General features: G+C 58.4%; 10 protein-coding genes and 1 pseudogene. 6 read left to right on the forward strand and 5 right to left on the reverse strand.

The window, feature by feature from the left end; translation table 11 throughout:
• The first annotated feature begins 105 nt into the window (after positions 1–105).
• Together IE151_RS02720 and IE151_RS02725 are read left to right on the forward strand one after the other, a co-directional pair.
• Positions 106–1827 (forward strand): ABC transporter permease, encoded by a 1722-nt coding sequence (locus IE151_RS02720; RefSeq protein ID WP_189488318.1) that lies wholly within the window; start codon positions 106–108, stop codon positions 1825–1827.
• Between the two features lie 150 nt (positions 1828–1977).
• A pseudogene (locus IE151_RS02725) lies at positions 1978–2361 on the forward strand (GNAT family N-acetyltransferase); the annotation flags it as partial.
• On the opposite strand, the gene IE151_RS02730 reads toward IE151_RS02725, so the two are convergent.
• The 3 genes from IE151_RS02730 to IE151_RS02740 form a co-directional block, all read right to left on the reverse strand.
• Positions 2333–3373: an ABC transporter ATP-binding protein gene (locus IE151_RS02730; protein ID WP_189487706.1), complete on the reverse strand. Its 1041-nt coding sequence runs from the start codon at positions 3371–3373 to the stop codon at positions 2333–2335. The pseudogene IE151_RS02725 and the gene IE151_RS02730 overlap by 29 nt on opposite strands.
• 102 nt (positions 3374–3475) lie before the next feature.
• On the reverse strand, positions 3476–4249 hold the full coding sequence (locus tag IE151_RS02735) for a L,D-transpeptidase (protein ID WP_189487708.1): 774 nt from the start codon (positions 4247–4249) through the stop codon (positions 3476–3478).
• Between the two features lie 194 nt (positions 4250–4443).
• On the reverse strand, positions 4444–7101 hold the full coding sequence (locus IE151_RS02740) for an autotransporter family protein (protein WP_189487710.1): 2658 nt from the start codon (positions 7099–7101) through the stop codon (positions 4444–4446).
• Between the two features lie 214 nt (positions 7102–7315).
• Between IE151_RS02740 and guaD the strand changes: the two genes are divergently transcribed.
• Positions 7316–8617, forward strand: a complete 1302-nt coding sequence (guaD, locus tag IE151_RS02745; RefSeq protein ID WP_189487712.1) for a guanine deaminase — start codon at positions 7316–7318, stop codon at positions 8615–8617.
• 38 nt (positions 8618–8655) lie between these two features.
• Here the strand turns inward: guaD and IE151_RS02750 are convergent, their stop codons facing one another.
• Both IE151_RS02750 and IE151_RS02755 read right to left on the reverse strand, forming a co-directional pair.
• Entirely contained in the window at positions 8656–9630 is a 975-nt protein-coding gene (locus IE151_RS02750; RefSeq protein WP_189487714.1) for a WD40 repeat domain-containing protein, read from the reverse strand.
• A gap of 6 nt (positions 9631–9636) precedes the next feature.
• Complete coding sequence (locus tag IE151_RS02755) at positions 9637–10743, reverse strand: CobW family GTP-binding protein (protein WP_189487716.1); 1107 nt, start codon at positions 10741–10743, stop codon at positions 9637–9639.
• Positions 10744–10973: 230 nt separating this feature from the next.
• Between IE151_RS02755 and IE151_RS02760 the strand changes: the two genes are divergently transcribed.
• From IE151_RS02760 to IE151_RS02770, 3 genes are all read left to right on the forward strand, one after another.
• Positions 10974–11486, forward strand: a complete 513-nt coding sequence (locus tag IE151_RS02760; protein WP_189487718.1) for a MarR family winged helix-turn-helix transcriptional regulator — start codon at positions 10974–10976, stop codon at positions 11484–11486.
• Positions 11487–11625: 139 nt separating this feature from the next.
• Positions 11626–12648 (forward strand): LacI family DNA-binding transcriptional regulator, encoded by a 1023-nt coding sequence (locus IE151_RS02765; protein ID WP_189488319.1) that lies wholly within the window; start codon positions 11626–11628, stop codon positions 12646–12648.
• Positions 12649–12689: 41 nt separating this feature from the next.
• Positions 12690–13667, forward strand: coding sequence for a 2-hydroxyacid dehydrogenase (locus IE151_RS02770; protein WP_189487720.1), 978 nt, complete (start codon positions 12690–12692; stop codon positions 13665–13667).
• Positions 13668–13680 lie beyond the last annotated feature (13 nt).

Raw genomic sequence — 13680 nt, forward strand, 5'->3', positions numbered from 1 at the left:
GGCGGTGCGAAAAGCATCGCCGCTCGTTGTTGCATCTGAACTGGACAAGCCTTTGCGCGCCTCGGGGCGATGGCTTCAAATATGCGGACCTTTACCGTGACGACTATGCCAAGCGAGCTTACCACTTTCGTTCCACAATCGCGCGCGCGACAACATCTGCGGCTGCGCAAGGCATGGGCGCTTCTTTTCGTCGTGGCGGTTGTGTTCGTGCTGTCGCTTATGCCGGTTTTGCGCCTGATACAGGAAGCTTTCTTTTCCGGCGGCACATGGAACCCCGACAATTTCACCGCGCAGCTTCAGCGTAATGCGACGCTGATTGCCGGGCTGCATACACTGGAAACATCGCTGTTTGGCGCATTGCTTTCTATGGTTATCGGCATGCCGCTGGCGGTCGCCACCACGATGACCGATATTCCGTGGCGACGGTCGCTGGGCTTTCTTCTGCTTCTCCCGCTGATGATCGCGCCGCAGGTGACGGCGTTGTCATGGATGCACGCCTTCGGACCGTCCAGCCCCTTGCTCAACATGCTGGGCATCGCGCCGCCCCCGGGGACGCCCAATCCGATAGCCGGACGCAATGGCATCATCCTGCTCTTCGGTGTTCAGCATGCCCCTATCGTCTTTATCACCATGCGGGCGGGGCTTGCCCGCATTCCTCGCGATCTGATTGAGGCGGCGCGCGTATCCGGAGCGCATCCGATCCGCGCACTTGCCACGATCACCTTTCCGCTGATCAGGCCCTATATGGTAGCAGCGTGTGCGCTTGCCTTCGTTTCGGGCGTCGGCAATTTCGGCATCCCCGCACTGCTCGGCATGCCGGTTAATTATTTCACGCTGCCGACGCTCGTTTATCAGCGCCTTGCGAGCTTCGGCCCCACTGTCTTGCCGCAGGTCGCCTCGCTTTCGGTGATGATTGGTGTGATCGCGCTGATGGGCGTGTTGCTGCAGTCGTTGGCCATGTCGAAGGCATCCTACCGTTTCACCATTGGTTCGCCCGTAAGGATCGCGCTCGGACGCTGGCGTTGGCCATTGGCTCTTCTTGCCTGGGCGGTTCTGGCGATAACGTTAATCGTGCCAGCTGTTGCGCTATTTGCGACATCGCTCGTTCCCTCCTTCGGCGTGCCGCTCAATGCGCAAACCGTAACGCTGTCGAACTATACCGAAATTCTGTTCAATCAGGCTTCGACACAACGGGCGCTGATTAATTCCACTATGCTGGCGGGAGGTGCCGCGATCGTGCTTGCCATCGGCGTCATTCCGCTGGTGCTGGCGATGGAAGGCTTGCCGAAGAAGCTTCTGCGCTTCATCGACGCTTCGGTTGAACTTCCTTATGCGCTGCCAGGTATCGTGCTGGCGCTCGCCTGCATTCTGCTTTTCCTGGCACCATTGCCGTTGATCGGAAGCCTTTATGCAACTGCCGCCATCATCTTCGTCGCCTATCTGATGCGCTTTTTCCCTTTGGCGCTGAAGCCGGTCGCAACCGCCATCAACCAGATGGCCAAGGATCTGGAAGAGGCGGCGGCGGTATCGGGAGCAGGACGAACGCGCCGCATCCTCACCATCGTGCTGCCCATCGTCGCCCCTTCTGCGATGGCTGCCGCGCTTCTCGTCTTCATGAGCGCGTTCAATGAGTTGACAGTTTCGGCCTTGCTCTGGTCAAGCCGAAACGAAACACTCGGTGTCATCCTGTTCAGCCTGGAGGAGGCAGGTCTTTCCCCACAGGCCGCAGCGCTTGGCATCGTCACCGTGATTGCGGTCGTCATCATTCTGATTGTTATTGATCGGCTGGGGCGCAAACTGCCGGACGGCATCCTCCCGTGGCGATAAGACCTGCACGCGAAGATGATCTGAACGCAATTTGCGATATTGAGGCCTCCGCTGCGGAGCTTTTCCGGCAGGTGCCCGCGCTTGCCTGGCTGGTTAACCAGGTTCAATCCACTGATCGTCACCTCGAGTTGATAAAGGCAGGGACGAACTTGGGTGATCGTCAATCAGGTCGATCAGCCGCTGGGCTTCCTCAGCGCCGAGTTCATCAACCGGGACCTGCACGTATGGGAACTATCTGTTGGTCTTGAGAACCAGCGCAGAGGATTGGGGCGTGCGCTCATGGAGCATGCCATTGCCGAGGCCGGAAAAAGACGCGTCGACGCCCTGACTCTCACAACTTTTCGCGACGTTCCGTGGAACGCGCCGTTCTATCAGCGGCTTGGATTTCACATTCTTGAAAATGATCAGTTGGATGCGAGACTACGCGCGACGCTTGAAGGCGAGGTGGCACATGGATTCCTCGCCGACACACGGTGCGCAATGCACCTGGCGCTGAATGCTCCGTCTATCGGGGCAGAATCCACCCATCCTTAACGGCAACGTATACCGCCGAGCCGGGGATGATGTTGGAGCGATTATCAATCAGCACTTCGGCATCCGTGCCGTCGATGCGCAGACGCAATTCGTGTACCGGGCCGCGATAGATCGATTGCACGACCGTTGCCGGTACGCCCGCCTCGGCGATGGAAAGGTCTTCGGGACGCAAAAGCACACGCACTTCGCCTTGACCTCCATAACCGCGGACGTCGAGTTCCTGTCCGGCTACCAGGATGCGCGCAGGCTTGTCACCGCCGCCTGCAATCTGCCTGGCAGGGACAAGACCGCCCCGACCGACGAAACGAGCCACGCTTTCGCGCCCTGGCGTCGTGTAGATTTCCTCAGGCGTGCCGAACTGAATGATCTCGCCCTTTTCCATGACGGCAATCTTGTCGGCCAGCGCCAGTGCCTCGGTCTGGTCGTGCGTGACATAGACCATAGTGGCGCCGGTGCGCTCGCGAATATCCCGCAGAGCCTCGACCATGGAGGCACGCAAATGCATGTCGAGATTGGCAAGGGGTTCGTCGAAGAGAATGATTCTGCTGTCGGCGATAAGACAGCGCGCCAACGCCACGCGCTGTCGCTGTCCGCCGGACAATTGTTCGATATTGCGACCTTCGAGGCCCTTGAGGCCAACGACGCCGAGCACTTCTTCGAGTTTGGCGGCTATCTTTTCGGCTGGCACTTTGCGGGTCTTGAGCGGGTAGACGATGTTTTCCGCAGCGTTCATGTGCGGCCAAAGCGCATAGGACTGAAAGACCACGCCTATGTGGCGCGCTTCCGGAGCGACGTGTTCCCGCTCGCTTGCCACGCAGCGATCGCCAAAATGGATGCTTCCTTCATCCGGCTGCTCAAACCCGGCGAGCAAACGTAGCAACGTCGTCTTTCCGCAGCCGGAAGGGCCGAGCAGTGCCGTGAACGAGCCCTGAGGCAGGTCGAGATTGATATGATCCAGCGCAACGGTTTTACCGAAGATCTTGGTCAGTTCGTGTACGCGGATATTGCTCATTGGCACTCGGTCTTGTCTACAATGGGAAATGCTCCGCCCGCTGCTAGCAGATGAAGTGCCGCCTGACTATCGATCATTTGTCACAGGATCATGACAAATGTATCATCCAACCACGATGGGGACCCGCTGTCCGTTGACGCGATTATAGAGATCAATGATGTCCTGGTTGATAAGGCGTACGCAGCCGGACGAGACGGCAGTGCCGATCGACCACCACTCCGGCGAGCCATGGACACGGTAGAGCGTGTCGCGTCCGTCCTTGAAGATATAGAGTGCGCGTGCACCCAACGGATTGGTGAGGCCGCCGGGCTGACCGCTGGCGAATTTCACGAGTTCAGGCTTGCGTGCGACCATTTCCGCTGGCGGAGTCCAGGTTGGCCAGATTTTCGAATATTGGATCTGCGCGCGTCCGTTCCAGGAGAAGCCGTCCTTGCCGATTCCGACGCCATAACGCACGGCTTCCCCGCCCGGCATCACCCAGTAGAGGAATTTCTCCTGCAAACGCACTACGATGGTGCCGGGGGCCTCGCCTGTTGGATCAACAACGATCTGCCTGCGCCATTTCGGGTCGATCTTCTGATAGGGGATCTCCGGCAAGGCAAAACCATTATCCGTCATTGCGGCGTACATGACATCGCTGCGCGTTACGTTCTTGTCGATGGAGATACGGGGACGGATCGAGCTTGTGCTCATCGTATCGACACGCTGCGGCGCAAGACCCGGCATGTCGGTGGGTTGCGACATCGCTGTCTGGAAATTGTGGAGGGCATCGGTGGGCGTGGTGCATCCCGCAAGGCTTGCCCCTGCAAGCCCCGCCAGAAAGTTACGGCGGGAGAGAAGAGCGGAAGGTGCTGCTTCAGACTCTGGATGCTGCATGACAAACCTCGAAAACCAACGCCGACGACCTTGCGCTCATGCATAAAGCGACATGAACACGGTAAACAGACATGGTTAAAAAGGTCTGAATCCTGAGGGCACGGCGGGGATGTGACCGGCGCATTCACCTTCGGCGTCACCACCCGCCCTCCTTGCGAGGGCGGGGGAAAGCGGGCGTTACGCGTTTCGGCGGATTACCACTTGAAGCTTAAACCCAGATTGCCACCGAAGGAGTCGCGATCTGAGCCATCCACGTCGAAGGTGTAGTCGACCTTGCCGAACAGTGAGGTTTTCTCGTTGAGATCGGCGGCAAAGCCGGCACCGATTTCAAGCGAGGTGCCTGAGAGATCGGTGAAAATGCGATCGGCATCCATCCTGACTTCGGCCCGGTCTTCGAAACTATGCCACAGGTTGAGCTCGAGATTGGGGCGGATGTGCGCGCCGCTCCAGAGCCGATCTCCCTCAAGTCGCAGGCCCAGACGGCCGGTAAAGCCATTATTATCGGGGAAGGCGATGGTCGAGATACGGTCGCTGGCACTATCGATCGACAAGTCCTGCCAGATCAGCTGTGCGTTCGGCAGCAATGCCCAATTCTCGTTCAACGAGAAGCGGTGTCCGCCTTCAAGCGACAACATCACACCACCGCCGTCAATATCGATACCTATGTCGCGTCGCGAATTCACCTCTCCGCCAAACCAGCTGTACATGGCAACCGCGTCGACATACCAGCCCTGCGGCGTAAAATGGGTAAAGGTCAGACCGAGGGAAGTAGCGTCGATGTCGAGCGTCCCGACGTCTAGATTGTTCCAGCCCATGGCGAAACCCTTGAGGTCGCCATCAAGCTTGGCATAGCCGCCGAAAAGACCAAGCTGGCTGCGCTGGCCGTTTTGCCATTCCCAACCCATAAGGTCGAGGCCGGCCTGGATACCGAAGAGGTCACCGTTGAGCGACGGCGAAGCCCCACCACTCCACGACGCATCAGTGGATTGACCGAAGACGCGACTCCACGCGACCGGTGCATGTCCGCTCGCCAGGAAGTCGCTCGAGCCGCGGCGCTCGTGAAAAGTGCCCAGTGTCGCCAAGGCCAGCTCATATGCGGCAGGCGGAATGGCTGCATAGGTAGGCGCTTCCACGCGATAGAGCGGGATGGGCTCGTAATGGGGTGCGGGTGCTTCCGGAGCAGGATTGTCAGGCGTTGGTGGCGGGGCAGGTGGTACCACCAGAACCGGTGCTGCGACCGATGCACCCGGGGTGGGCGGAGGCATGGTCACCGAGGCCACCGGAACAGGTGGGTTTACAACGCCAGGTGCCGGTGGGGGCGGAGGAGCCGGTTCAGGGGTCGGAACGACGGGATCGGTAGGGGCAACCGGAGGCGGTGGCGTGACAATACTGGAACGAAGATACCAGTTCTCAACGCTATCCGTTGTAACGCCGCCACGAAACAAGGCATAATCATAGGCGCCTGCCGAGACTGAACCGGAAAGGCCAAAGGCACCGGTCGCGGTGGTTCCTCCATTGATCGCCTCGACGACTAAAATGCCGTTGCCCGTTGTGAGGCCACCCGCACCGCCGACGTTCTGGACCGTGATCGCAGTCGAGCCTGTGGCAGCGCCATTGCTGATGACCAGCTTGTCCGAGGGCGAGGTATCATTACCCAGCACTGTCTGGAGAAGCAGTGACGCGCCATTGCCGACATAGTTGCCGGCGATAGTAAAGACATCACTGCTGCCAGAGCCGTTTCGCGTCAGATCGATGGTGCCGCTATTATTGATGGTGGCAAGTGCACCAGCCGTGAAGCTGGTGATGCCGCCTACGGTGCTTTCTGAGCCTACGAGGGTCGACCCTGCATCGATCGTCATCGTACCCGTTTGCGTGCCGGCGTCGCCGAGAACGAGCGTACCGTCAAAACCAAGCGTGGAACTATTCGTTACAACGACCGTCTCGAACTGTGAGAAGATGCTGGCGCGCGACAAGGTCACGTTGTTCAGGATCAAAGAGTCATCGCCGACATCGCCCGTCAGGGAGCTCAGGTTAGGCATGTTGGCGTCGGTCAAGCCAGTTAATCTTGCCGTATCATTGTCTGGCCCGAGCGTAATCGAGCCACCAACCGTGCCACCGCTCCAGTTCAACACATCGTCCTGATTTCCCATCAGGATACCATTGGCGACGGAACCGCCGGACAGATTGATAATATCGTTGCCGTTACTCAAGCTGATCCTGTTGCCGATCGAGCCACCGCTTATGGTGATCGTGTCATGGCCGAAACCTGCCGACAAGGTGCCGTCAATGATGCCGTCAGTCATGATATAGACGTTGTTGGCTGCCAGCAGCGATACCGACCCGATCTGTCCTCCGTGCTGTTCGCCATAATCACCGGATGAGAAATTGCCGACGATCCGCCCGCCATACATGTAGAACTCGTCCAGCGCCTCGCTCTGATTAAGCGAGCCGATGCTACCCCCATACATGATGAAAACGTCGATCCCGTCGCCCTGGTTGACCGCGCCTGTAATAGTACCGGAGTATATGATGATACTGTCCGCGCCGGGGCCGGAGGTGACATTACCCTCGATCGTGCCCGTGCTGCCTTCGGGAAATAGCAGCGTATTATTGCCGGAAGGCATGTTGAGATTGCCGGTCAAAATCCCGCTATCGCAGACATAGGAGTTGGGCACCCCCGGAACCGGGCCACAGGCCGCACTGGCTGCGGTCATCGCGGCCGGCGATACGAGCGCGCTCGCCGAGAGAAGCGCGAGCAACCGGGCTCTACTGGCGGATTGCCAAGAGGAAGGTATGCGGCACAAGGGCGCAGCGTAGGTGGTGCGCGCGCTATTTTCTATAGGCACTGTCATTCCTATCCCCCCTTGAGCTTACGGCTGACGGATGAAGACAAGTTTTGTCCCGGTACGCCTCTCCGATCCCGCCAGACCGCAACTACGCTCTTGCGCGAGGATGAAATCACGAAGTTAAAATGCAATCAACAAGTAGCTTTCGGATATAGCTAATATTGTAGGCTTGCGCTGCCTGTATTGCTATGCGAACCACGGAAGATCATTGGAAAGCCTCATGAACGACACCGTTATTCGCGGCAGGCTGCTGGCCTTTCACCGCCGTCCTGAACATGCGCAGGATCACGACGCCTATGTTTATGAAGAGAATGGCGCGATCCGCATACGCGATGGCCGCGTCATGTCGACCGGCAGTTTCGAGGCTCTTGGCCCGTTGCCGGACGGTATCCTCGTGCAGGATCACCGTCCCTATCTCCTCATGCCGGGCTTCATCGATTGTCACGCACATTTTCCGCAGGTGCAGATTATAGGATCATTCGGCGCCGAATTGCTCGACTGGTTGAACGAGTATACTTTCCCGGCCGAACTGGCTTATGGCGATCCGGTGCACGCCAGGACTATGGCGGCCGCCTTTCTCGATTCATTGATCCGCAATGGCACGACTAGTGTCGCGGCCTTCTGTTCGGTGCATCCGCAGTCGGTGCAAGCGTTCTTCGAAGCTGCGCATACACGCAATATGGCGACTGTCGCCGGCAAGGTGATGATGGATCGTAACGCGCCGGCTGGGCTGCTGGATACGGCGCAACGCGGTTATGACGAGACGCTTGCCCTGATTGAGGACTGGCATGGCAGGGGGCGGCAGAGTGTTGCGATCACGCCTCGTTTTGCGATTACTTCGACGCCCGCGCAACTGGAAGCGGCGTCGGCGCTGAAGGAACTCTACCCGGAGTGTCCCGTGCAGACGCATCTTTCGGAAAATCTGGACGAGATCCGACTTGCCGCAAATCTCTATCCACAGGATGAGGACTATCTCGGCGTTTACCAACGCTACGGCCTGCTCGGTGAGCGCACGCTTCTGGGACACTCGATCCATTTGTCGCCGCGCGAGATCGCTACGCTCGTGGAAAGCCGGTCGGTAGCAGTGTTCTGCCCGACGTCGAACCTGTTTCTTGGCTCCGGCCTGTTCGATTACAAGCGCAATCAGGCTCGCAACATGCGCATTGCCACGGCAACCGACATTGGCGGCGGGACGAGTTATTCCATGTTGAAGACGATGGATGAGGCTTACAAGATTGTCGCGCTACAAGGGCCGAAACTGTCGCCTCTGGAGAGTTTCTGGCAGATAACGCGCGGCAATGCCGAAGCGCTCTCTCTCGATAGCGAGCTTGGCACCCTGGAGACAGGAACCTACGCCGATATTGTCGTGCTGAATGCATCTGCAACGCCGGAAATGGCGTTGCGGATGCAAAGGGCGCAAACTTTGTCGGAAGAGCTTTTCGTGCTCCAAACCATGGGGGACGACCGTGCCGTCGCCGAGGTTTATCTAGCAGGCAGTGCCGCTAAATCTGCTATGTCCTAACCGCAGCAAACAAGTCCCCGTGCCGCTTTAACAGCGACTCAGGATGTTATATCGATCAGCCCGCAATCGCCTTCGGCGGAGCCGAAAACCAGTCGCATGCCTTTGGCATCCCAGGCCAGTGACGAAATTGCTCCCTTACCTTCGCGGCGAAGGAGGATTTCTTTTTGATCGGCGAAGCGTGCCGCAAGAATCATCCCGTCATCATAGCCAATTGCCACGACCTCCTCGGTCGGATGACATGCAACGGTGGTGACCATGCTGTTGCCGCGCGTGCCAAGCTCTAGCGGTGCTTTGCCCATTGGGCCGTCCTTCGTCAGGAACGGCCAGACAATAGCCGCAGGTGCGCCCGAGGTCGCCAGCCATTTACCTTTGTGGCTCCAGGACCAGGATTTTATCTTGGCCGGATAGCCGGACATGCGCATGTGCTTGCTGTCGGAAAGACGCCAGCCATGCAAGGCATTTTCCTGCATCGAGGTAACGAGGAAGGCGCCATCGGGAGAGAAGGTCGCGTTGGTATGCGCGCCCGCCCACTCGAGCTCGACTGGCTTGCTCTCCGTGCCCGGAAAATGCAGCGTTGTGCCATTATAGCGAGCAACGGCGAGACGCAGGCCCTTAGGCGCAAAGGCAATGCCCTCTGCCGTGCGCGGATGTGTAAGCTCCGTCGGGTTCTTGCCGGGAGCGAGCACATAGGCGTTGCGACCCGAAGCATAGCCGATGATCTTCTGCGGACCTGCTGCCACTGCCGAGATCCACTTGCGACCCAGTTCGGCAAGAGTGCTAGCCTCACCATCGGCTGCAACGGCGCAGACCTTGCCGTCTTCGCCACCGGTCAGCAGGCGGCTGCTGGCTGCATCGACGGTAGCGCAAAGCATCCCATCATGCACCGGCGTCGTCTTATGACCTCCAGCGAGACGGTGCACGGCACCGTCTGCCATGGCGAAGAAGGCATTGTTGGAAATAAAGCCAGCAGTCAGGCAATGGCCGTCGAGATCAAGGGGAGCAACTGTCGACATGAGAAATCAGGCGAGTTCGGTCGTTGCTTGGCAGGCTTCGAAGCCTTCCTTCAGTTTCTCGACGGGAAGGTCGCGGCCAATGAAGACGAGGCGGCTCTCGCGTTTCTCGTCATCCTTCCAGGCGCGCTGATGATCGCCCTCGATAATCATGTGCACGCCCTGTACCACATAGCGATCCGGGTCGTTTGCCAGCGCAATGATGCCTTTGAGGCGCAGAATATTGGGCCCGTGCAATTGCGTGATCTGCTGAATCCAGGGGAAGAACACGTTCGGAGCCAGTGCACCGGCCCGCAACGAAACCGATTTCACCGTTACATCGTGAATGTCGGAAGCATGGTGATGATGATCGTGGTCACAGTCAGGGCCGCAGACATGCTCATGGTGATGGTGCGTATGATCATGATGATCGTGATCGCAATCCGGTCCGCAAACATGATCATGGTCATGGTCATGGTCATGCGCATCCAGGAAATGCGGATCGTCCTCAAGCACGCGCTTCAGGTCGAATGCGCCGCGGTCCAGCACTTCGCCCAGGTCAATACCGGCGCGTTCTGTACGGTGAATGCGGGCCGATGGGTTAATCGCCCGCACCGTGGCTTCCACCTTCCGCAATTCTTCCTCGGTTACGAGATCGGTCTTGTTGATGACGACGACATCGGCGAAAGCGATCTGGTCTTCGGCTTCGCGGCTGTCCTTCAACCGCAGGGGCAGGTGCTTGGCATCCACCATTGCGACGACAGCGTCCAGCCGGGTTTTCGCCTTCACGTCATCATCCATGAAAAACGTCTGCGCGACAGGGACGGGATCGGCAAGCCCCGTGGTTTCCACGAGGATGGCGTCGAAACGGCCCGGGCGGCGCATCAGCCCTTCAACGACGCGGACCAGATCGCCCCGTACCGTACAGCAGATGCAGCCATTGTTCATTTCGTAGATTTCTTCGTCCGACTCGACGATCAGATCATTGTCGATACCGATTTCGCCGAACTCGTTGACGATCACCGCATAGCGCTTGCCATGGTTCTCACTCAGGATACGGTTGAGAAGCGTTGTCTTGCCGGTTCCGAGATAACCGGTCAAAACGGTGACCGGGATTTGTTCCTGCGAGGCGCTCATGATGTCATCCATTCGGAAAGTTTCGTTCTTTGCGCCTATATAGGCCGCCAGCTTCCAAAATGCACCAGCGTGAGACTCAGGAATTTTGAAGCGTCGTCAAATCGTGCGAACGTCATTCTGCTTGTGTGTCATCTCTCTGAAATGCAAGTCTGCCATTGGGATGCCGGCAAAGGGCTGTTTCCGGCAGTGGGACAAGGCCCCAAAAGGCGGCAAGAGAGGGAGTTTAGCGAATGGCGAAGTTCGAAAAAGGCATGGCGATGATCCGGCTGCAATCGGCGGCCCGCTTGTCGCGCACCGTTCTGGCAACGCGTCTTCTGGCGCATGGCTTCTATGCGGGACAGGATCAGATCATGCTGGCGCTCTTCGCCGAAAACGGTCAAACGCCCGGTCAACTGGCTGCGCGTCTCGGGGTTCGTCCGCCGACGATCACCAAGACCATCAATCGCCTGCAAAGCCAAGGTTTTCTCGAAAAGCGCGCCTCCGAGATCGATGCGCGGCAGGCCCACATCTTCCTGACCGAACGCGGCGCTGATGCGATCCGTGCCATTGAGAAATCTGTCTCGAAGACGGAAAAGCAGGCGCTGAAAGGCCTTGACAAGAAAGAGCTTAAGACGCTCGTCAAACTGCTCAGCCGTATCGAAAATAATCTCGTGCCGGACCGTAATCTGATCGTAGATGCGGGAGATGAGGTCGAGGAAGAAGCCCCTGTCGAAGAGCGTGAGCCGGAAGAAGTCGCCGGCTAAGGCCTTTTACCTCCGAAAGGCTGGGAAACGCCTTGATTCGGCTTGCATACTTGCCGTAACGCTGGAATTCATGTCTGATCGCCGCGCGTTTGATTTGCGCGGATGATTCAGACGAGTTGCAGATGGCGGGGAGGGCGAGCTGGCTCAGAAAATCAAGCTTTCGACGATTGCCGACACGCTCGGTGTCTCGACCGCGACGGTTTCGCTCGCCCTGAGGGATAGCCCGCTTGTCGCTGAATCCACACGTTTGCGTATCAAGGAGCACGCGCGCGCTATCGGCTATATTTATAATCGTCGCGCCGCCAGCCTGCGGACCTCGCGATCGGGAATTATTGGTGTCGTGGTTCATGATATTATGAACCCGTTCTTTGCCGAGATTCTGCGCTCCATTGAAACCGAACTGGATCGTAGCGGCCAGACTTTCCTGCTTTCCAACCATTATGACCAGCTGGAAAAGCAGCGCAATTTCCTTGACACGCTTTTGCAACTTGGCGCCGACGGCGTCATCATGTCTCCGGCCATAGGAACGCCTCCTGAAGATATTCAGATGGCGGAAGATAACGGTCTCCCGGCTGTACTGATCGCGCGTTCGGTGCCTGGCGTCGATGTACCTGTTTTTCGTGGCGATGACGCGTTTGGCACCGCGCTTGCAACCAATCATCTGATATCGCTTGGACATAGGCGCATTGCCATGATCGGGGGCACCGACCAGACCTCGACTGGCCGCGACCGGTATCAGGGTTATCTTTCGGCCATGAACTCGGCCGGGCTGCCGGTTGCGGCGCACTGGCGTATTCCAGGCCCCCGCACGAAGCAGGCCGGTTTCGAGGCGGCGACGCAGTTCCTGGCCTTCAAGGATCGTCCGACGGCGGTTGTGTGCTGGAACGATCTGGTGGCTATCGGTCTGATGAACGGGATTGCCCGAGCTGGCCTTGTGCCCGGCAAGGATATCGCTGTCACCGGCTATGACGATCTTGAGGAAGCCGCGATTGCAACACCGGCCCTGACTACCGTGTGGAACGGCCAACGCGAGGTCGGACGGCGGGCAGCGCGTGTGCTGCTTGATCGGCTCAACGGTGCGGTCGTCGAGACACATCAGGAACTAATCAAGCCGGAATTACATATCCGGCAATCCACCGCACGGCCCGTCAGCGACCGCTGAATCGACCGGGTCTTCTTCGAGAATCCCGAAAGGAACTAGCCTTGAGCCAAGACGCCCGCTCCACCGCTATCCTCGTTCCAGGCAAGCTGCACCCGCATGTGATCGATCGCCTTTCGCATGAATTTGAGCTCGTGCGTATAGACAGGTCCGACAAGGCGCTTATCACGCCCGAACTGGCGGCAAAGGTGCAAGGCATCGCCTCGGCAACGCTGATCTCGGCAGAGTTCATCGACGCGCTTCCCAAACTTGAAATCATTGCTCATTTCGGTGTCGGATACGATCCGGTCGATGCCGGACATGCGGCATCCAAAAATATCTGCGTGACGCATACGCCGGACGTGCTGAGCGACGAAGTTGCCGACACGGCGATAGGACTTCTACTCAACACGCTGCGTGAACTGCCGCAGGCGGAGGCATATTTGCGTGCGGGCCGGTGGGAGAAAGAGGGACCGTATCGCCTGACGGCGGGCAGTCTGCGAGGGCGCCGCGTCGGCATCTATGGTATGGGACGCATCGGGCTTGCGGTCGCCAGGCGTCTTGAGGGCTTCGGCGTGGAGATCAGTTATCACAATCGCCGTCAGGTTCCGGGCGTGGCCTATCTCTATCATCCGACCTTGCTGGATATGGCCCGTGCTGTCGACACGCTGATATGCGTTGTGCCGTCGACACCCGAGACAGAAAAAACGGTAGGAACTGAAATATTCACGGCACTTGGCCCGCAGGGTGTCTTCGTCAATGTCGGGCGCGGGGCGACCGTCGATGAAACTGCTCTGATTGAAGCGTTGAAGACCAGGACTATCCTGGCCGCCGGCCTCGACGTCTTTACGAATGAGCCGCATGTGCCGGAAGAACTTTTGGCTCTGGAGAATGCCAGCCTGTTGCCGCACGTCGCTTCGGCCTCCGTCAAGACGCGGACCATGATGGCCGATCTTGTCGTGGACAATCTCCTTAACTGGTTCACTGCCGGGCAGGCAATTACCGCCGTACCAGAAGCAAGAGATATTGGTCGCCGCAGATAATTCTACCTGCTCG

The organism is Limoniibacter endophyticus (assembly GCF_014652835.1).
GTDB classification, from domain to species: domain Bacteria; phylum Pseudomonadota; class Alphaproteobacteria; order Rhizobiales; family Rhizobiaceae; genus Limoniibacter; species Limoniibacter endophyticus.

Bases quoted from the DNA above. Each gene is read 5' to 3' on its own strand.
- IE151_RS02720 (WP_189488318.1), top strand. From the start codon at position 106: ATGCCAAGCGAGCTTACCACTTTCGTTCCACAATCGCGCGCGCGACAA.
- IE151_RS02730 (WP_189487706.1), bottom strand. From the start codon at position 3,373: ATGAGCAATATCCGCGTACACGAACTGACCAAGATCTTCGGTAAAACC.
- IE151_RS02735 (WP_189487708.1), bottom strand. From the start codon at position 4,249: ATGCAGCATCCAGAGTCTGAAGCAGCACCTTCCGCTCTTCTCTCCCGC.
- IE151_RS02740 (WP_189487710.1), bottom strand. From the start codon at position 7,101: ATGACAGTGCCTATAGAAAATAGCGCGCGCACCACCTACGCTGCGCCC.
- guaD (WP_189487712.1), top strand. From the start codon at position 7,316: ATGAACGACACCGTTATTCGCGGCAGGCTGCTGGCCTTTCACCGCCGT.
- IE151_RS02750 (WP_189487714.1), bottom strand. From the start codon at position 9,630: ATGTCGACAGTTGCTCCCCTTGATCTCGACGGCCATTGCCTGACTGCT.
- IE151_RS02755 (WP_189487716.1), bottom strand. From the start codon at position 10,743: ATGAGCGCCTCGCAGGAACAAATCCCGGTCACCGTTTTGACCGGTTAT.
- IE151_RS02760 (WP_189487718.1), top strand. From the start codon at position 10,974: ATGGCGAAGTTCGAAAAAGGCATGGCGATGATCCGGCTGCAATCGGCG.